This window comes from Apibacter sp. HY039 (assembly GCF_004023655.1).
Classification (GTDB): Bacteria; Bacteroidota; Bacteroidia; order Flavobacteriales; family Weeksellaceae; genus Apibacter; species Apibacter raozihei.
In genome coordinates this window covers 434,127-453,327 of sequence record NZ_SAYM01000003.1, presented here as the reverse complement: position 1 = coordinate 453,327, position 19,201 = coordinate 434,127, and the positions used below count along the sequence as shown (strand labels likewise).

At 34.2% G+C, this 19,201-nt stretch carries 17 protein-coding genes; 13 read left to right on the top strand and 4 right to left on the bottom strand.

Annotated features, from left to right (window positions below; genetic code table 11):
• From EQ921_RS14760 to EQ921_RS09365, 4 genes are all read left to right on the top strand, one after another.
• Positions 1-1,297: phage baseplate assembly protein V (locus tag EQ921_RS14760; protein ID WP_221410482.1), on the top strand; the 1,297-nt coding region annotated here is incomplete at its 5' end.
• A 15-nt stretch (positions 1,298-1,312) separates the two neighbouring features.
• A complete protein-coding gene (locus tag EQ921_RS09375; protein WP_128331450.1) occupies positions 1,313-2,647 on the top strand; it encodes a hypothetical protein in 1,335 nt (444 codons plus the stop codon).
• A 10-nt stretch (positions 2,648-2,657) separates the two neighbouring features.
• The gene (locus EQ921_RS09370; protein WP_128331449.1) at positions 2,658-6,977 is read left to right on the top strand and encodes a DUF6531 domain-containing protein; all 4,320 of its coding nucleotides are present in this window, start codon (positions 2,658-2,660) and stop codon (positions 6,975-6,977) included.
• 8 nt (positions 6,978-6,985) lie between these two features.
• On the top strand, positions 6,986-7,480 hold the full coding sequence (locus EQ921_RS09365) for a hypothetical protein (protein WP_128331448.1): 495 nt from the start codon (positions 6,986-6,988) through the stop codon (positions 7,478-7,480).
• Between the two features lie 65 nt (positions 7,481-7,545).
• Here the strand turns inward: EQ921_RS09365 and EQ921_RS09360 are convergent, their stop codons facing one another.
• Entirely contained in the window at positions 7,546-7,821 is a 276-nt protein-coding gene (locus EQ921_RS09360) for a hypothetical protein (protein WP_128331447.1), read from the bottom strand.
• Positions 7,822-7,866: 45 nt separating this feature from the next.
• On the opposite strand from EQ921_RS09360, the gene EQ921_RS09355 reads away from it, so the two are divergent.
• The 9 genes from EQ921_RS09355 (at position 7,867) to EQ921_RS09320 (ending at position 15,114) form a co-directional block, all read left to right on the top strand.
• Positions 7,867-8,454 (top strand): RHS repeat-associated core domain-containing protein, encoded by a 588-nt coding sequence (locus EQ921_RS09355; RefSeq protein ID WP_128331446.1) that lies wholly within the window; start codon positions 7,867-7,869, stop codon positions 8,452-8,454.
• A 1-nt stretch (position 8,455) separates the two neighbouring features.
• Entirely contained in the window at positions 8,456-8,797 is a 342-nt protein-coding gene (locus tag EQ921_RS09350) for a hypothetical protein (RefSeq protein ID WP_128331445.1), read from the top strand.
• A 456-nt stretch (positions 8,798-9,253) separates the two neighbouring features.
• On the top strand, positions 9,254-9,796 hold the full coding sequence (locus EQ921_RS14935) for an RHS repeat-associated core domain-containing protein (protein ID WP_128331444.1): 543 nt from the start codon (positions 9,254-9,256) through the stop codon (positions 9,794-9,796).
• Entirely contained in the window at positions 9,774-10,310 is a 537-nt protein-coding gene (locus EQ921_RS09340; RefSeq protein ID WP_128331443.1) for a hypothetical protein, read from the top strand. Before EQ921_RS14935 ends, EQ921_RS09340 begins: the two co-directional genes overlap by 23 nt.
• Positions 10,311-10,811: 501 nt before the next feature.
• The gene (locus EQ921_RS09335) at positions 10,812-11,192 is read left to right on the top strand and encodes an RHS repeat-associated core domain-containing protein (protein ID WP_185144511.1); all 381 of its coding nucleotides are present in this window, start codon (positions 10,812-10,814) and stop codon (positions 11,190-11,192) included.
• The gene (locus EQ921_RS14750) at positions 11,146-11,313 is read left to right on the top strand and encodes a hypothetical protein (protein WP_164875616.1); all 168 of its coding nucleotides are present in this window, start codon (positions 11,146-11,148) and stop codon (positions 11,311-11,313) included. Before EQ921_RS09335 ends, EQ921_RS14750 begins: the two co-directional genes overlap by 47 nt.
• A gap of 6 nt (positions 11,314-11,319) precedes the next feature.
• Positions 11,320-11,622 carry a hypothetical protein gene (locus EQ921_RS09330; RefSeq protein WP_128331442.1) on the top strand — a complete coding sequence of 101 codons (303 nt, stop codon included), beginning with the start codon at positions 11,320-11,322 and terminating at the stop codon, positions 11,620-11,622.
• Positions 11,623-11,946: 324 nt separating this feature from the next.
• Positions 11,947-12,411, top strand: coding sequence for a DUF4375 domain-containing protein (locus EQ921_RS09325; protein ID WP_128331441.1), 465 nt, complete (start codon positions 11,947-11,949; stop codon positions 12,409-12,411).
• A gap of 2,379 nt (positions 12,412-14,790) precedes the next feature.
• Positions 14,791-15,114 (top strand): hypothetical protein, encoded by a 324-nt coding sequence (locus EQ921_RS09320; RefSeq protein WP_128331440.1) that lies wholly within the window; start codon positions 14,791-14,793, stop codon positions 15,112-15,114.
• 42 nt (positions 15,115-15,156) lie between these two features.
• Here EQ921_RS09320 and rarD read toward each other — a convergent pair whose 3' ends face one another.
• The 3 genes from rarD to EQ921_RS09305 all read right to left on the bottom strand — a co-directional run bounded on the left by rarD (position 15,157) and on the right by EQ921_RS09305 (position 19,200).
• The gene (gene rarD, locus EQ921_RS09315) at positions 15,157-16,068 is read right to left on the bottom strand and encodes an EamA family transporter RarD (RefSeq protein WP_128331439.1); all 912 of its coding nucleotides are present in this window, start codon (positions 16,066-16,068) and stop codon (positions 15,157-15,159) included.
• Positions 16,069-16,630: 562 nt separating this feature from the next.
• Positions 16,631-18,286 carry a DNA repair protein RecN gene (gene recN, locus EQ921_RS09310; RefSeq protein WP_128331438.1) on the bottom strand — a complete coding sequence of 552 codons (1,656 nt, stop codon included), beginning with the start codon at positions 18,284-18,286 and terminating at the stop codon, positions 16,631-16,633.
• Between the two features lie 5 nt (positions 18,287-18,291).
• Complete coding sequence (locus EQ921_RS09305; RefSeq protein ID WP_128331437.1) at positions 18,292-19,200, bottom strand: DUF4835 family protein; 909 nt, start codon at positions 19,198-19,200, stop codon at positions 18,292-18,294.
• Between the last annotated feature and the right edge of the window lies 1 nt (position 19,201).

The following is a 19,201-nucleotide window of genomic DNA, read 5'->3' as shown; positions in this document are numbered from 1 at the left end:
GCTGTATTACAACGGACAAAAAATCGTTTTTGGAGGCAGTGGAGGAAAGACCGAAGAACTGGTGGAAGAACAGGATATTTACAGCTATGAGCTGAGTATGCGACTGGTACCCCAGAAGTTTACCTATATAGGTTACGATGCCAAGCAAGCAAAAAACCATACGGTAAACTCGGACAGTGTGCCCATTACCCACCAGCTGGTGAATCCTTTCCAGCAGCATGCCATCAAAGCCTCTGAAGAAGTCTATTCCAAGGTACCTTTGTCCCTGTATAACCAGTCCTTATTAGAAAAAGGAGAGCCGGAACTCAAAGAGGCGGTAAAAAGACAGAAGCTGAGCCGCCAGAATGTATTCTTTCTGGAAGCCAGGACCAATAACCCGAACCTGAGACTGGGGGATATTGTGAAGATGAAAGCCTGGATGCCGGGGCATGAGATATTTAAAAACGGGGAAGTTCCGTTGGAATCCTATAAAGTCATAGAAATCAGCCACCATCAGGACATTACCGAAGGATATTACAACCAGCTGATAGGCGTACCGATGGACAATGAAGTGCCGGCCTACATGGATGAAAATGCCATACCGGAGTGCGAAGAACAATCTGCCATAGTAACCGATAACAACGATCCGGACGGCATGAGCCGTATACGGGTACAATTTCCGTGGCAGGAACCTACCCAGGGACAAAGTCCGTGGATACGAGTAACCACTCCGTATGCAGGAAAAGGCAAAGGAATGCACGTGATACCGGAGATAGGTGAAGAAGTTATTGTAAGCTTTGAGAACGGAAATGCAGAGAAACCGGTAGTTATTGGCGCCATGTTTAACGGAGAAGGAAAGAGCGGACACGGAGGCGCAGGAAATTATATGAAAGGGTTACAAACCGCAGCAGGCTCTAATCTCACTTTTAACGACCAGAAAGGAGATATGAAACTGGCTGATCAGGGTCCGGCAAGTTTGGTCATGGATGGAGCCGGAAATACTACGTTAGACTCCAGGGATAAAATTGTAATAACCTGTGGAGCTTCCAGTATAGAACTCCATAAAGACGGTAAAATCAAAATTAATGGTAAGGAAATAAAAGTAGAAGGAGAAGATAAAATAGAAACCAAAACCAAATCGCATAAGACCGAAGGCATTGATGTGGTAAAAACGGTGAGTAATACCCTCATAAAAGAAGAAGCACCTAAAATTACCGTAAAAGCCAAAGGACAGGTTGAAATTAAATCAGGACAAACCATTGATGTAGAATCAACCATATCCAATATTAAAGGATCCGGATCCGTAAATCTAAATTAACCTAAAAGTACGTTTATGACGAATGAGCACAACCCGGTGGCTGTGAGAATCAATCATATACAGCAGAAATGGAAGAATAAAGTACAGGGGAGGAAGTATAAAGTAGTACGTTTATCTTTAACGAATGAAGACGATTTGCCACTGGTTAACGGTTTTTACAAATGGGAATCTTCCGTACACCGCACAATAGACGAGGTTTTAGTGGTACTACTGACGGATTTTGAAACTGCAGATAATTATTCGTATCAATTAGCAAAGGATTGGATTAATGAATACGAAAAAAGCCTGGATAAAATCCCGGATTTACCGTGGATAGATTTTCCTGTGTATAAAGAAAAGGTATTAAAAGCCAATTCCCAGCAACCTCAGGGGCATCTGCTAATAGAAATGCTTACCAGTTATCAGCACTATATACCTGAACAACCTCAAAAACTAAGAATAGGGATTGTCCCCAGAAAAGTACACAGTTATAAGGACTTTGCCATATGGCTGGATAAATTAGCCTTACAGCTTCCGCAAAATATAGGAATAGTTTTAACGGACTATTCACAGGATTCGTACTATTCCAGACTGATGAAAAACCCGGATTATTCCGGATGTACCCTGCTTATAGAAGATCAAAATATGAAAGGAGCCTATGAAGAGCTCATTAAAGGAGGAAATCCTAATGATCCGCAGGTAAAATTCAGAACCTGCATGCTGGAGATGGGAAAAGAAGCTTCTTTGAGAAATAGCAAGGGAGTGCACCACTGGGGAGAAAGAATACTGGATATTGGACAGTCTACCGGACAAAAAGAAGTATGGGCCTCCGCCCACCTGATCTATGCAGGTTTCTTATTTGGATTTAAAGATAGTAAAATACATGGGTTGCTCGATAGAGGCATGCAAATTTGTAGCTCCCTGCAAGGGAGTCAGGCATCCTCAGCCCTAGGTATTCAGCTACAGTTGTATAATTACAAAGCTTCTTATTACAGTATTGAAGGACACCCTCAAAAAGCCTGGGAATGGTTTATAAAAAGCACCTCCCAAGCAGTAAAAAACCAACAGTACGGAGAAGCTGTCAGCAGTTGTAAAAACGCCATTATTCTGGCGGAGAAAAATTTCATGAAGTCGGATATGATGCGCTATATGGAAGCTGAATGCTTTAACGAACTGTACCAGCAGGAAGACGACTTTATAAAGGCAACCGAGTTTAGCTTTCTTGCCAATTATTATCTGAGTCATTCTTCCCGTATTTCAAAAGAAGAATACCAGAGAATTGATGAACGTATGATCCGGCTATATGGAAAACAGTGGAGACACCGGGCTTTTTCAAAACTGGAAGTATCTCCGCAGGTTAGTATAAATTAAAATTAAAAAAATGCTACTTACAGATAATCATTTTACCCCGGTACTGGGAATAGACATACACTTTACCACATTACCTCCGTTTAATCCTTTTCATCCTTACATAGGGCTGGTATTAGATCCGATGGATTATATTCCTTTTATAGGAGCCAATGTACATGTAAACGGAATCAAAAGGGGCGTATCAGATACCAGCGGCATCATTATTCCGTTGGTACATATTCCTTTATTTACACCTCCCTGGCTGATGGCTCCAATTATCGGGCACGAATCAATGAATTTTTTTGCCTCTCAAACCGTAACGGCAGAAGGTACCCGGCTGAGCCCTAAAGGGCATATGCTGATGACTTGTAATGATATTGGGATTCCCTTATCCATACAACCGGGAAAGAAAAAATTCTGGAAACTGGTACCCACCCTGTTTGCTCCTACGTCTTATTCGCTACCCATTCCCACCGGTTCCAATGTAAATGTAGGAGGCCCGTATCCGCCTGACTGGGGCGGAGTATTGAGAGGACTGGCCATGAGTTTCGGCTTTGGAGCCATAATGAATATGGGTAGAAAAGCGTTCAGCAAAATCTTAAAAAAATGCAAAGGCCCCAAATGGTTGAGAAAGGCCCTTTGTCATGCAGGTTTTGAACCGGTTAATTTAATTAACGGTGCTGTATTTTACGAGGGAACCGATTTTAGTCTTCCCGGGGTTATTCCTCTGGAATGGAAGCGGACCTGGTATTCTGATTCTTCTTATTGCGGAGCTTTAGGACATGGAGTACATGCCAATTACGACCTGGAAATTGAAATTATTCCCGAAGAAGATGCGATAGCTGTACGTGTCGAAGATGGCCGCGTGATAGCTTTTCCCCTGCTGGATGTAGGAGATGAATTTTACCTGAGACAGGAAAAAATGACGTTGAAGAGAAATCCGAATTCTTTTGACTTGCATCTTCATGAAAATCAACAAACCTATCGTTATAACCATAAAGTTTCCGAACGTGAATACAAACTCAGCACCCTTGAAAATCCCGCAGGATTTACCCTTGAATTCACCTATCAGGGGAATATCTTATCAGAAATTACCGATACGGCAAAAAGAAAAATTAAAATTTACTCTGCAGAGCAAAAAATAACCCGGATAGCCCTGAAAGGGGAAGATCCGACCACAGAAGAAACTCTGGTGGAATACCGGTATGATGAATCAGGAAATATGATCGGTATTACGGATAGTTTACAACAAACCACCCATATCCAATATCAGGGCACACTGATGGTAAAAAAAACCGATAGAAACGGGCAATCGTTTTATTGGGAGTATGACGGAACCACCTGTGGAGCAAAATGCGTGCATACCTGGGGAGATGGAGGGTTACAGGAAGGCCGGATGGAATATTTTCCGGAAAAAGGCTATAATCGCATTACCGATGCACAGGGAGCCTCAACCTATTACTATTATACCGCGGATCAGCTGGTTACCCAAATCAAAGATCCTTTAGGTAATTCCCGTTTTTTCCATTATACCGAATTTATGGAACTATATCGGGAAATTGATGAAGAAGGTAATTGCACGGGATATAGTTATGATGACAGGGGAAATCAAACAACGATTACTTTTGCTGATGGCAGCCAGCAGATTTTCATGTACGATGAAAAAGACCGTTTAACCCTCATGATTTCTCCGGAAGGACAAAAGCGTACCTACATTTATAATGAAGAAAGTCAATTGCTGCATGCCGTAATTGAACCGGACGATAGTTTTACCGTACTGGGATACAATGAGAAAAACCTGCCCTCAGAAATCCGGAAAAACGAAGAATCCCTGTACATGAGTTATGATGCACATAACAACCTTACGACCTTAACCGATCCAAAGGGAATAAGCACCCGGTGGGAATATGATTTTAGGGGAAACGTAACTCGTGTAAAAGACGCATCGGGTTTGTCACAGCATTTTAATTACGATAAACTGGGAAGAGTGTCCAGCGTACAATCCGAACAAATAAAAACCCAATTCCGCTATAATGCGTACGAAGAAATACTTGAAGCTTTTGACGGGAAAAACAAAATGACTTTCCAGTATACCCCTTTGGGAAGCTTACTTATGAGGGAGCAGAACGGGGTAAAGGTTCGTTTTGTTTACGACAAAATGGAACGTATCAAAGAGATATGCAACGAAAAAGAGGAAAGATTCCAATTGGTTAGAAATGCCAGAGGAGACATTAACCAGGAAATTGGGTTTGATCGATCACAGGTAAACTATAGCCGCGACCGTGCCGGAAAAGTAATAAAAGTACAAAAAAGCGGAGGAGCCTGGACCCTCTACGAATATAATTTGCGAGGACAGGTAATTCGCTCGGAACATTCCGACGGAACTTGGGAAACCTATGACTATAATAAAAACGGACAACTAACAGAAGCCCGAAATCAGGACCATTGCGTAAAATTAAACCGCGATGAGGTCGGACGGATTATAGAAGAAATGCAATCCTGCGGACTACCGGATGAAACCGGTTACAGGGTTGCCAGCCAGTACGATGAAAACGGAAGACGAGTCCAGATTACCAGCTCCTTAGGTGCCTGTATTGAAAATACGTATGACGAATACGGAAACCAGATTGCATTGACGGCCCACCTGAAAGACACGAAAGAATCTGCCGGATGGCAGGCCCGAATTCAAAGAAATCACTTAGGACAGGAAATTGAAAAAGAACTTAGTGGAGGAATACGGCTGACTACCCGTTACGATTCCTACGGAAGGGTCATCAGCAGTCAGGTGCATACCGGACGTAAAGAAACTTACAATCGGCAATATTCCTGGAATCCCAGCTTCAAGCTCTCCCAGGTGCTGAATGGCTTAACCCAGGGAAAAACCGAGTTTACCTACGATGCCTTCGGCAGTCTGGCCAGTGCCCGCTATGAAGATGGAAGTTACGATTATAAATTACCGGATGAAGTCGGAAACCTGTATAAGGATTCCGGAAAATCCGAACAGGTTTACGGAGCCTCCGGTAAGCTCCTGAAAGATAAGGATTGGTATTACGTGTATGACAAGGAAGGAAACCTCAAACGGAAAACCCGGCGAAAAATAGATATTTCAGCTTCCGTTTCCGCACCGTTACGCTCATCATCGCCTTTTGAAGTGACTGAAAGCCCCAATCAGTCGCAACAGGGCTTTTGGATAGAAGAAAATGAATTTGACCGGAAGGCCGAAATACGCAACTATTCCCGTGCCGAACGACGAGCCTATGACCGGTTGCGCCAGCCGCCACAGGAAGCGCAAGAGGCGGATACCTGCTGGAAGTTGGGAGACTGGGGCTACGAATGGCAGGGCAACGGAATGCTAAAGTCCGTACGTACTCCCGAAGGCAAGACTATATCCTTTACTTACGATGCCCTGGGCCGGAGAACCGCAAAATTTGCGGGAGATAAAATTTATCGCTACCTTTGGGAAGGCAATGTTATCTTGCACGAATGGAGCTATTTGAAATCACAACGGCCTCAGGTAGTTACGGATGAACTGGGAATGCCGACATGGAATGCACCGGAACCGGTGGAAAATCTGGTCACCTGGATTTATGAAGAAGGAAACTTGGTACCGAGCGGAAAAATTACGGAACGGGAAACCACTTCCATAGTCTCGGACTATTTAGGACGACCGGCACAGGCATACAACGAGCAAGGCGAATGTATTTGGGAAACGGAGTATGATATCTACGGGAACCTTAGGAATTTAAAAGGAGATTCCCAATGGATACCTTTCCGCCAGTTAGGACAATACGAAGATGTGGAAACCGGGTTATATTACAACCGTTTCCGGTACTACTCTCCTCAAACAGGTTCCTATATCTCCAAAGACCCTATAGGACTTGCCGGAAATAACCCGAATTTATACGCCTATACTCACGACTCCAATACGATGGTCGACCCGTGGGGGTTGGATGAAAGCCTTTTAGGATCTAAAGATAATCCCTTTACTTCTTTGAAACAAGCCATGAATAAGGCTAAAGATTTAGCAGGTATTCCTAGAAGTCAACAACCTGACAGACAATGGAAAATAGGTGATGATATTACTAAGAAAGGAAGTGATCTTGCTAATTATCAATATGACTCAAACCCAGGTTCTCATGGAAGAATGTATGAATTTACTGATGCTAATGGACATAAAAAAGTAATAGCAGTACACACCAATGATGGACAATTACATGTTCATGCTGGAAATCCTAAAGGAGAATACCCTCACGGATGGAATTCTTATGATTTTAAGACGAATAGATATGCAAAGATAGATGATCCTAATTTAAAAGATCATCATTTATTTGTTAAAGTAGAATGTAAATAAGAGGCATAATGAACCAATCAATACAAAATAGAAAAGCAGAAATATTACTCAGAAATAGGAAGAACAAAATATTTGAAGAGTATGATAAAAATAAATATTGTAAAGTCATTGATTTTTCAAAAGATGTAGCAATTAATTTATATTCTGAATATTTCAAAGAGACTATAAAAACTAATAATAATTTTTTTACTTCTAAATTACAACTGAATGGATTAACAAGTAAAAAGGATATTAAAAATTGGATACTAAATAATATTTTAATTCATACTGTCGATAATAATATTATTAATATTTTATTTGGAGAGTTTGGTCTTAGATTGGAATTAGTTAATAGCGAAAATTTTTTTTCAAATGAATTACAAAAAAAAATAGATAGTCATGTAGGTTTAGATTATGGATATATTAATGAGAATAAATATATTATACAAATATTTTCTGATGAAGAACATTATGTATATGAGTATTTAAAAAAATGGGATGAAAGTAATGTATTAATTAGATGATAGTACTTAAATTAATTATCAGTATAATAAACAAAGCCAACATTTAAAGTTGGCTTTTTTATTTTTTAAGCATTGAGTTTATCTAAGAGTTCGAGTTCGTCCTTGGGAATAAGGATTTTAATAAGGGTAAAGATATTGTATAAGTCCAGCGGTTTGTGGCAAAGTGTAAGGCTTTTGCATTCCGTTTCGGCCAGTAAAGCCGTTTTTGCAATATTACAGAGAGATTTGAGGGTAAAGCCTAAATTCTCGTAATCGGGAATAGATTTAAGTTTTTTGAAATCATAAATAAGATAAATTTTATATCTTTGAATGATAAATAAATTGTTTTTTGAAATAATCATTATTTAGGACGACCGGCACAGGCATACAACGAGCAAGGCGAATGTATTTGGGAAACGGAGTATGATATCTACGGGAACCTTAGGAATTTAAAAGGAGATTCTCAATGGATACCTTTCCGCCAGTTAGGACAATACGAAGATGTGGAAACCGGCTTATATTACAACCGTTTCCGTTACTATAGTCCTGAAACCGGCCAATACATAAGCAAAGACCCTATCGGACTGGCTGGGAATAACCCGAATTTGTATGCGTATGTGCACGATTCTAATACACAAGTTGACCCATTTGGGTTGTTAAATATAGCTTTGGGTATTGAAGATTTTTTAGATGATTTTGCTAAAAACATAGATGGACAAACTTGGAAACAATGGGCTAAAGATGATGTTTTTAATTGGAAAAGTAAATTTTTAGATTTAGCAAGTACTAAAGGAAATACTGTACATTTTAACCTAGATGGAGTAGATATATCGGAAGGTTTATCTAGACATGCAAGAGGGATTGGAGGTGCTACAGATTGGGAATTGTTCCAATTAAAAATGGATGCTGAGGCACCTATATGGGATGTGAAGTATTGGAAAACAGATGAAAATGGTGTTTTAAAAGAAGTTAAAAATCCATTTAAATGTACTTAAAATGAGAATAGAACTAAAAAATAGAATATTTAAAATTTGGAAATACAGTGTAACTCATTCTATGTTATTACTTAGAAGTCCAAAAAATTCAGAATTTACTACAAACATTGATTTAATTTTTTCAGGTGTCAAAATTATAAAACTTCCTAATATATTTAAAGGAAATAGTATTACCTCTATTTCTATACAAGAAGATCAAGTAATAATGAATGATTTTTTAAATCAAAATATTAATTTAGAAGAAGTCTATGTATTTAATGGGGATAAAATTAAATATTATGTTGTAGCATCTATGATAAATATTGAAGAAAATGATAGTGATATTTTTGAAACAAAATTTTAAAATATATCTAAAACCAAAAAACCGCTGAAAAGCGGTTTTTTACTTTTAACTGAGTTTATCCAGCAATTCGAGTTCATCCTCAGGGATAAGAGAGCGTAGGAGTTGCAGGATGTTGTACACGTCCCATTTATCATGTTCCGTATAATTAGGAAAAGATAGTTCTGCTAAAATGGCTGTTTGCGTAATTTTACAGAGAGATTTAATAGTAAAGCCTAAATTCTCATAATCGGGGATGGTTTTAAGTTTTTTGAAATCATAAATAAGATAAATTTTATATCTTTGAATAATAAATTACTTGTTTTTTGAAATAGTTATTATTTAGGACGACTGGCACAGGCATACAATGAGCAAGGCGACTGTATTTGGGAAACGGAGTATGATATCTACGGGAACCTTAGGAATTTAAAAGGAGATTCTCAATGGATACCTTTCCGCCAGTTAGGATAATACGAAGATGTGGAAACCGGGTTATATTACAACCGTTTCCGGTACTACTCTCCACAAAAAGGTTCCTACATTAGCAAAGACCCCATCGGGCTCGCCGGAAATAACCCCAATTTATACGCCTATACTCACGACTCCAATACGATGGTCGACCCGTTTGGGTTGGATATTATTACCGTTTATCGTTTTGATGAGCGATCTCCATTAGAAATAAAAGCTGGAGGAGGATTTAAGGCAAAGGAGCTCAATGCAAATGTAGACTTGTATAATTATGCTAAAAACAATGTTCCCTCTCAATATATTTCTACTAGTTATAGTTTAGAAAGTACATTAGAATTTGCAACAGATTATTATGATAGAGAAGGTTTCGTTTACAAAATTGAGATTGATGATAGCAAAGGGGTTGATGTAAATAAAACTTTAAAGGATTATAGTCCTTATCCACATGAAAAAGAATTTGCAGTTATAAATCAAATACCAAATGATAATATAAAAGGTCATGCCCATGCTAAAGATATTGCAGACACTAATCATGTTAAATGGAATTGTCATTAATGCTTATAATATAAAAATAATGAACAATAAAGAAAATTTTCAAAGCTTTAATATAAATTGTTTAGATTCAAAAAAGCGAAGTATAGAAGCCACAATTGGTATATGGACACAAAAAATTGATGATCCCGAAATAACTGATCTGATTTTTAATAAAAAATATAAATTTAACGGTACTTATAAAATTTATTTTATTGAATATATTGATGAACTAGGTAATATTTTTGAGAATAGTTCAGATAGGCTTAGTAATGCTTTTTATGGTTTGTGTACTAAAGTTGAAAAAAATAGAATAAAAATGCTTATAAAAGGTTGTTCATATGGATATTTTATGATACCTAGAGCTAATTATTCACTTTATACAGTCAAATTAGATTTAGGTGAAAGATTATCAACAAAGCCTATAAAAGTTAATATTTTTGCACCTAAAGATAGTTCTGATAAAATTGTAACTGTAATGAAATTACATGAATACTATGATAAATGGTTAGAGAGTATTAAAGGATTACCATATTAGATCTTAATTCTTGTTTGTATACAAATTAGTATAGCTATATATTAGAAAACAAAAGCCAACATTTAAAGTTGGCTTTTTTATTTTTTAAGCATAGAGCTTATCTAAGAGTTCGAGTTCGTCCTTGGGAATAAGGATTTTAATAAGGGTAAAGATATTGTATAAGTCCAGCGGTTTGTGGCAAAGAGTAAGTCTTTTGCATTCCGTTTCGGCCAGTAAAGCTGTTTGTGCAATATTACAAAGAGATTTGAGGGTAAAGCCTAAATTCTCGTAATCGGGAATAGATTTAAGTTTTTTGAAATCATAAATAAGATAAATTTTATATCTTTGAATAATAAATTACTTGTTTTTTGAAATAGTTATTATTTAGGACGACTGGCACAGGCATACAATGAGCAAGGCGAATGTATTTGGGAAACGGAGTATGATATCTACGGGAACCTTAGGAATTTAAATGGAGATTCTCAATGAATACCTTTCCGCCAGTTAGGATAATACGAAGATGTGGAAACCGGGTTATATTACAACCGGTTCCGATACTATAACCCTCAAACCGGCTCCTACCTCTCCAAAGACCCTATTGGACTCGCCGGAAATAACCCGAATTTATACGCTTATACTCACGACTCGAATACTTGGATAGATCCATTTGGATTAAAAGTTAAAGAAGTACCTTTACCACCAACAATTGATTTAAAACCAGGAACAGAGCATGTATTAGAAGGACATGTTAGTATGGGAGAAGATTGGGCACATAAAAGTAAATGGACTGGGAACAAATCAGAATGGAAAACAACTGCTAGAGATACATTTAAAAATCCAGATAGAGTTGTTCAAAGTGGAGATAGATTTATATATGAAAAAACATATAGGGTTAGATGCTGAAGGTACAACACCTTTACATAAATCACGTGTAGTTGTTGAAGCTGATGGAAAACTAGTTACTGCTTTTCCTCAAAAAGAATTCAAAGAATTAGCCGATCATGAAAAAATTAGATGTCATTAAAAAATTATGGGATTAGAAATTTTAACATATAACAAAAAAGGAGAAAAAAATGAAATTTTTGAAATCAATGAAAATTTTCATTATTGGTTATTTAGTAAAGCTAATTTAAACCCTAAAGAATTTATAGAAATTTTTAAAATAAAGGATTATTATAAAACTAATACCCAATATTCAGGAAAAGATTTACAAATATTTATTCAGGAACTTGAAAAAATTAAAAATCTAACACCATATAAAGATGAAGTTAAATTAATTTTAACTAAAATTAATGGTGAGAATATTGAAAAAATAAGGATAACAGGAGATTAACCATAAATATAAACAAAAGCCAACATTTAAAGTTGGCTTTTTTGTTTTTTAAGCATTCAGTTTATCGAGGAGTTCGAGTTCATCCTCGGGGATAAGAGAACGCAGGAGTTGCAGGATGTTGTAGATAACCCATTGGTTGTGTTCCGTATAATTAGGGAACGAAATTTCTGCTAATAAAGCCCGTCAAGTTATTGCTAGAGATGCTTTAAAGTCAAGAAGAGCATATTCAGAAATTCTTAATTTTACTTTACAAAAATTGATTAAGATGAATAAAGAAATGTATCTTGTGCGCTCAAAAAAATACAATAATACAATAATAAAATAATGGAATCAATAATTGATAGGTATTATAATCTTTCAGTTCAAGGTATTAAGGAAGATTGGTTTAGTGGTGAAATAAGTATTAAATGGTATGAGTATATATTTGAATTATCATTGAAATTAAGAATTACATATTTAGTTACTATTCTTCAAAATCAAGTTTTTAATGGAGGTTTTGATCAATACTTTATTAATGGTTATGGACAATTTTCTTTATTAACAATAAGAGCTCTTTTAGATATTGAAGCAGATGAAAAAGCATTTATTGTACAAAAGGCATATGATTCTGTCAATAAAGATAAATTAGATGATCAATTTTTTCGTAATAAGTTATTAAAAAAGCAAATAAAAGGTTTAATTGATGATTATAAACTTATAGATGAATTAGATCTTCTCAGTGATGAATACTATGAGACAGAAAATAAAGTAAAAATATTGGATTTACTAACTAAATATTTAAAGAAATAATAAAACCCTTTTAAAATAGTCTTTAACAAAAATTCAATAAAAATTAAAAAAAAGACCGATAATTATCGGTTTATTTTTGATTATTCTTTATTAAATATATTGAGTAATTCCAATTCATCCTCGGGAATAAGGGAATGCAGGAGTTGCAAGATATTGTAGAGACTCCTTTTAATTTGAGAAAGAAATTTTTATCAGTAAAGCTATTAGAGGTATTTTGTAAAGAAATGAAAGGATAAAACTAAATAATACTTTTGAGTCTACAGTTGGTTTATAAGCAAAAAGAAAAAAAGAAAGGTGTTAGCTTTCTTTTTTTCTCAGATATATTTAGCCTATATCTGAAATAGCTTCTAATTAGGTCTTAATAAAGTTTTAATGTTGAGTACAAAATAAAGACATTTTAATGAGCATAAAAAAAGGAAATCCGTAAAATACTAAATAAAATAAGATAAAAAAAATGATTATCTCATTTTTTATCTTGTATTTTGGGTTATATAGTAATAGATCATCAGCAGAGACTGATCAGAAAGAAATCACAAAAAGAATCGAATGTGTTTGACAAGTGTATTTTTATTATTTATAAGGAATGTTATAATAGAAATTTAGATAAGGAAATACAAGGATTCAAAAACTTAAGTTACAAAATTGAAAGTAGCTATGATTTTTTAATTGGTTTAGTAGCAAAAAGAAAAAAAGAAAGGTGTTAGCTTTCTTTTTTTCTTAGATACATTTTTGGGTATATCTAAATAGCCTCTAATTAGGTCTTAATAAAGTTTTAATGTTGAGTACAAAATAAAGACATTTTAATGAGCATAAAAAAAGGAAATCCGTAAAATACTAAATAAAATAAGATAAAAACAAGGATTATCTCATTTTTTATCTTGTATTTTGGGTGATATAGTAATAGATCATCAGTAAAGACTGATCAGAAAAAAATCACAAAAAGAATTGAATGTGCTTGACAAGTGTATTTTTATTATTTATAAGGAATGTTATAATAGAAATTTAGATAAGAAGATACAAGGATTCAAAAACTTAAATTCACAAAATTAAAAGTAGCTATGATTTTTTAATTGGTATAGTAGCTAAAAGAAAAAAAGAAAGGTGTTAGCTTTCTTTTTTTCTTAGATACATTTTTGGGTATATCTAAATAGCCTCTAATTAGGTCTTAATAAAGTTTTAATGTTGAGTACAAAATAAAGACATTTTAATGAGCATAAAAAAAGGAAATCCGTAAAATACTAAATAAAATAAGATAAAAACAAGGATTATCTCATTTTTTATCTTGTATTTTGGGTGATATAGTAATAGATCATCAGTAAAGACTGATCAGAAAAAAATCACAAAAAGAATTGAATGTGCTTGACAAGTGTATTTTTATTATTTATAAGGAATGTTATAATAGAAATTTAGATAAGAAGATACAAGGATTCAAAAACTTAAATTCACAAAATTAAAAGTAGCTATGATTTTTTAATTGGTATAGTAGCTAAAAGAAAAAAAGAAAGGTGTTAGCTTTCTTTTTTTCTTAGATACATTTTTGGTATATCTAAATAGCCTCTAATTAGGTCTTAATAAAGTTTTAATGTTGAGTACAAAATAAATATATTTTAATGAGCATAAAAAAAGGAAATCCGTAAAATACTAAATAAAATAAGATAAAAATAATGATTATCTCATTTTTTATCTTGTATTTTGGGTAATATAATAGTAGATCATCAGTAGAGACTGATTAGAAAGAAATCACAAATAGAATTGAATGTGCTTGACAAGTGTATTTTTATTATTTATAAGGAATGTTTTAATGGAATTTAGATAAGTAGATACAAGGATTTAAAAACTTAAATTCACAAAATTGAAAGTAGCTATGGTTTTTTAATTGGTAAAGTAGCTAAAAGAAAAAAAGAAAGGTGTTAGCTTTCTTTTTTTCTTAGATACATTTTTGGGTATATCTAAAATAGCTTCTAATTAGGTCTTAATAAAGTTTTAATGTTGAGTGCAAAATAAAGACATTTTAATGAGCATAAAAAAAGGAAATCCGTAAATATAAAATATAATAAGATAAAAAGTATAAAAATATAAGTTTTTACATTTTGGCTAAAGAATAATAGTCTTAAATTTACAGGAATAAAAAATGGGAGGATATCCACAATGTCAAAATTTTAAATGTAATCATTTATATAAAATTGAATTATTGTATAAAGGATCTATATTTTTCCTTACAAACTCAAAAAAGTTATACTATTGTTTAATTTCCGTATAAACATGAAATCAATTTAATAACACTGCATATTAGAAAATTTTAAAAAAATTTTCTGTTTATCGTTACGTTCAGAATATAAGCAATTAGATAAATTTAATTTTTATGATATCTTTAAAACTATGCAGAAGTGGTATATCTTAGTATTTGTGAACTTAATATTATCCTGTAATCGTGAGGTAGAAATGCCTAAGGGTACCAAATACTATGAAAGTTTTTCAGGTTATAATCATCCGGTACAGATGATCAATGAAATTAGTTTTCATGAGGTAGAACATTTACAATCATACATTAAAAGTACTTATAAAAATCAAAAGTTACAGGTGGTAGAAAAATATATAAATAATCGATTATTTTTTAAATATGTTTATACCTACGAAAAAAATAAGCTTATAAAAGTAGAGCTATCAAACAATTGTGGCTATAATAAAACAGTAAATTACTAAATATTGTAACTATAAATTATTAAAATGAATAGTTAGTATTGATTAGGATTTTAATTTTTTAGCAAGTTTTCTTTTTGCAGAAGACTTTTGTATCAGGTTGATTGTAAAAAAAAGTAACCCGGTCCATATACAAATAAAACATACTGCATGAGCTGATGTAAACTTTTCTTTAAAAACATATACCCCTATAATTAATTGTATGGTAGGGCCAATATATTGAATAAATCCCAGCGTAGAATAGGGGAGTATTTTAACAGCTGATGCAAATAAAAGGAGTGGTATAGCCGTAACAATTCCGCCTAAAATTAGTAAAACAGTTGTTAAAACAGGTAATTCAGAGATAATGAACTGACCGGTATTCATGGCAAAAAACAGGTAAATAATTGCGGCAGGAGTTACGAGTAGGGTTTCCAGCGTTAGTGCTTGGACAGGGGGCAGATTTGCTTTCTTTTTAACCATTCCGTAAATTCCCATGCTGATAGCCAGCATAAAGGCAATAGAAGGAAATTCTCCATAACTGAAAGTAAAGTACAATACCCCGATACAAGCTAGTAAGGTTGCCAGTTTTTCCAGGCGGCTTAGCTTTTCCTTAAAAAATAAAACACCGAGTAAAACATTTATTAAAGGATTGATATAATAACCTAAACTGGATTCTACGATAAACTGATGATTCACAGCGTAAATATAAGTTCCCCAATTACAGGTAATTAATACCCCAGCAATAAACATATAATAAATATTTCGTCTGTTGTTCATTACCTTCCACAAAGATCCAGGATTTAAAATAACACAAAAGGCTAAAAGAAATACAGAAGACCATAGCATCCGGTTCGATAATATAACTAACGAAGGAACATTGATTAACATATGCCAGTACAAAGGGAAAACACCCCAGGAGATATAACAAAAAAGAGCATAAAAAAAACCTTTAGTAGATGACGGGGACTCCTGCATAAAAATAATTGATTTGAAATTTTTAATGAATCAACAAAGATATTAAATATTGTTTGAGTCTAAATTTTTGAAATAAAATATTTTGTGTAAAGTGTATGTCGTTTTTATTGTTCACGATAAAAGAAAACAGACTGGTTTGAATCCTGAAGAATATAAATTTGAAAGTAAGAGTATTTTAGGAGTGCATAAAAATTTTCTACGAGTATTGAAGGAGATGATATTATAATTAATTAGATATAAGGCTAAATGTTTTTAAACTAGATGTAAAATACTACAAGAATGATCATAAGTTTATTTTTGGTGTTATAAATATAACAGTAAGATGTATCATCTTGATAGATTTTTTTTATAGCTATCATAAAAATTATGTAATAAATGAATTATAACAGCTTTATTTAATTTAATAACTAAACCAAAGGTTTAGATACACATTAAAATCACGTTAAAATATACAGCACCCTTGACTAATATACAATTAAAATATAATTGGGTATTCCCATAAAATAGGATTTATGGAAATATTTAAAAATAGGGCTTATTTTCTTACTAACTAGAAATAAATTTATTCGGAAAAAAGACTTATAGCCTGTTGTCTGGCACTATCTGTTATATCTGAGCCACTTAAGAGTTGGGCGATTTCCTCAATTCTTTCCTCATGGTTAAGTTCCCTCACCTGAGTAATAGTTTCCCTGTTAACTTCTTTTTTTTCGACTTTAAATTGAGTATTCCCCTTGGCAGCAACTTGTGGTAAATGGGTGATGGTTATCAACTGCATATGAAGAGCCATTTCTTTCATAAGTTTTCCCATTTCATTAGCGATACGTCCAGATACACCGGTATCAATTTCATCAAAAATGAGAGTCGGCAGTTCTTCATTTTCTGCCATTATTTTTTTGATAGCCATCATTACTCGGGAACGTTCACCTCCTGATATAGCTTTTGATATAGGTTGAACTTTCATTCCGGTATTTGCAGAAAATAAAATGGAAATCTTATCCCTACCGGAAAATGTAAATTCCTGAGCATCTGTGATATCAATGGTTAAAGTAGATTTATCCATACCCAGACGGGCCAGTGTTTCCACGAGCTTGGTTTCAAGCAACGGAATATGACTCTTTCTTTTTTTATGTAATTTTTGGGATAAATTAGTAAGTTTTTCCGTAAGACTATGCAATTTATTTTGTATGTCAGCTATTTCTGTTTCAAAATCGGAAATACTGGAAGTTGCCGTTCGTAATTCGTCACGTACGGATACCAATTCCTCTATTGTAGAAACTTTGTGCTTAACCAGAAGGCCGTGTATCAAATTTACTTTTTGAGTATACTCTTCAAACTTGGCGGGATTAAATTCTAGCTTTTCCAGCATAATTTCAGCTTCATCCGAAATATCCTGAAGTTCAGCTTTCACACTTTGAATTCTGGATTCTAAATTATCCAAATCTGAAGAGATTTGAGTTCCTTTATCCAGCCGTGATAAAATTTCTTGTATCTTGACCAATAGACCTAAATCATCATTATCCAGAATTTGTTTAGTTTCTGATAACAGCTGAGCTAAGAATTCGGAATTTTTCATTACATTTAATTCCTCCTCAACTTCAGTAAAGTTTAGATGATCCAGTTCAGCACTTTCCAATTCGTTTAACAAATATTGAGAATATTCAAAATCCTGATTACCTGCTGCAAGCTTTTCCTGAAGGTATGCCAATCTTTTATTTACATCCCGAAAAGAGTCAAAAACAATTTTGTATTCATTCAGATCTTTCTTTAGCGATGAAAAGTTGTCAAGAAGTCGAAGTTGATAATTTTCGTTCAGCAATTGAGAAGTTTCGAACTGAGAATGTATATCCAGAAGATGAGCAGATAATTTTTGCAAAAAATCCAAAGTAACGGGACTGTCATTTACAAAAGCTCTTGATTTACCGGAGGGAAGAATTTCCCTGCGTAGATAAGTATGCTCTTCAAAGTCCAGCTCTAATTCTTTAAAGATACCAGCAAACAGATCCTTATTCAGAATAAATTCAGCTTCAATAATACATTTGACATCTTCTTTTTTTAAAGATTTAAGATCTGCTCTTTCTCCCATTACCAACTTTAATGCACCCAGTATGATCGATTTACCTGCACCGGTTTCACCAGTCAGGGTGGTCATTCCTGAAGGAATGGAAATATCAAGCACATCAATCAAAGCATAATTGCGGATTGATAAATGGTGTAACATAAGAATTAATTTTTAATTTTATCCCAGTATTCGGTACTGTTAATAGGGTTTATGGTCTGAAGCAGAGCTTTTAAATCGCTGACGTTTACAGATGTTGCCGGTTGTCCTCCGGAAAATATATTTTTTATTTCCTCTTTTTTTGCTGTTAAAAATATATCCAGAGGAAAAAATAGATAATTACCTGAATAACTATTAAGTTTCATCAAATTGGATGCGATAACATTTTTAGCCTGTAATTCATTGGAAGGCATATTATCTAATCCTAATCGATGATACTGATAGGTGATACCACGAAGGGTGTTCGATTGATCGCTGATAAGATCAGCAATTAAACCTCCGCGGGTTTTAGGACCGTCAAAGGAATTCCATCCGTTAAATCCCTGATTCACCGCATTGTTTGCTACTTTCTGAGCTATGGTAAAATATTCCGTTCCGCCTCGCTGGGAAAAAGTATCCGCATCATAGCCTAACACCATATACACATAAAAAGAGATCACATCAATAAGATTTTTACCACTGAATTTTCTATCATTAAAAATCAGAGGTTCAAATTCTATATAGTCAAAGCTAAAATGATTATCCTGAAAATTTAAAACCGGTGTAGAGTAGGTAGAATTATACACAGGTCGTGAAGACTGAATAAGGATGGATCCTTTAAATTTATCGGTAGATGGACGTTCGTCTATTAATATACTGAACGAACAGCGAATTCTTTCCTGCAATGCCAGTGGCGGTTGATTGGTCCAGCTGGTATTATTTATAAAATCTTTCAGACTTTTTTCAAGAGTTTTAAAAACCTGGGTATTTGAACCCTGTACTTTACTATAATTAACAACTACCTCTGCCAGTAATTCCTGTGAAAAACTGAAAACAGGCAGTAATGACCATAATAAAATGTAAAATAATCGCTTCATT

Bases quoted from the DNA above. Each gene is read 5' to 3' on its own strand.
- rarD (WP_128331439.1), bottom strand. From the start codon at position 16,068: ATGCAGGAGTCCCCGTCATCTACTAAAGGTTTTTTTTATGCTCTTTTT.
- EQ921_RS09365 (WP_128331448.1), top strand. From the start codon at position 6,986: ATGAACCAATCAATACAAAATAGAAAAGCAGAAATATTACTCAGAAAT.
- EQ921_RS09325 (WP_128331441.1), top strand. From the start codon at position 11,947: ATGGAATCAATAATTGATAGGTATTATAATCTTTCAGTTCAAGGTATT.
- EQ921_RS09340 (WP_128331443.1), top strand. From the start codon at position 9,774: ATGTTAAATGGAATTGTCATTAATGCTTATAATATAAAAATAATGAAC.
- EQ921_RS09370 (WP_128331449.1), top strand. From the start codon at position 2,658: ATGCTACTTACAGATAATCATTTTACCCCGGTACTGGGAATAGACATA.
- EQ921_RS09350 (WP_128331445.1), top strand. From the start codon at position 8,456: ATGAGAATAGAACTAAAAAATAGAATATTTAAAATTTGGAAATACAGT.
- EQ921_RS09360 (WP_128331447.1), bottom strand. From the start codon at position 7,821: ATGATTATTTCAAAAAACAATTTATTTATCATTCAAAGATATAAAATT.
- EQ921_RS09330 (WP_128331442.1), top strand. From the start codon at position 11,320: ATGGGATTAGAAATTTTAACATATAACAAAAAAGGAGAAAAAAATGAA.
- EQ921_RS09305 (WP_128331437.1), bottom strand. From the start codon at position 19,200: ATGAAGCGATTATTTTACATTTTATTATGGTCATTACTGCCTGTTTTC.
- EQ921_RS09375 (WP_128331450.1), top strand. From the start codon at position 1,313: ATGACGAATGAGCACAACCCGGTGGCTGTGAGAATCAATCATATACAG.
- EQ921_RS09320 (WP_128331440.1), top strand. From the start codon at position 14,791: ATGCAGAAGTGGTATATCTTAGTATTTGTGAACTTAATATTATCCTGT.
- recN (WP_128331438.1), bottom strand. From the start codon at position 18,286: ATGTTACACCATTTATCAATCCGCAATTATGCTTTGATTGATGTGCTT.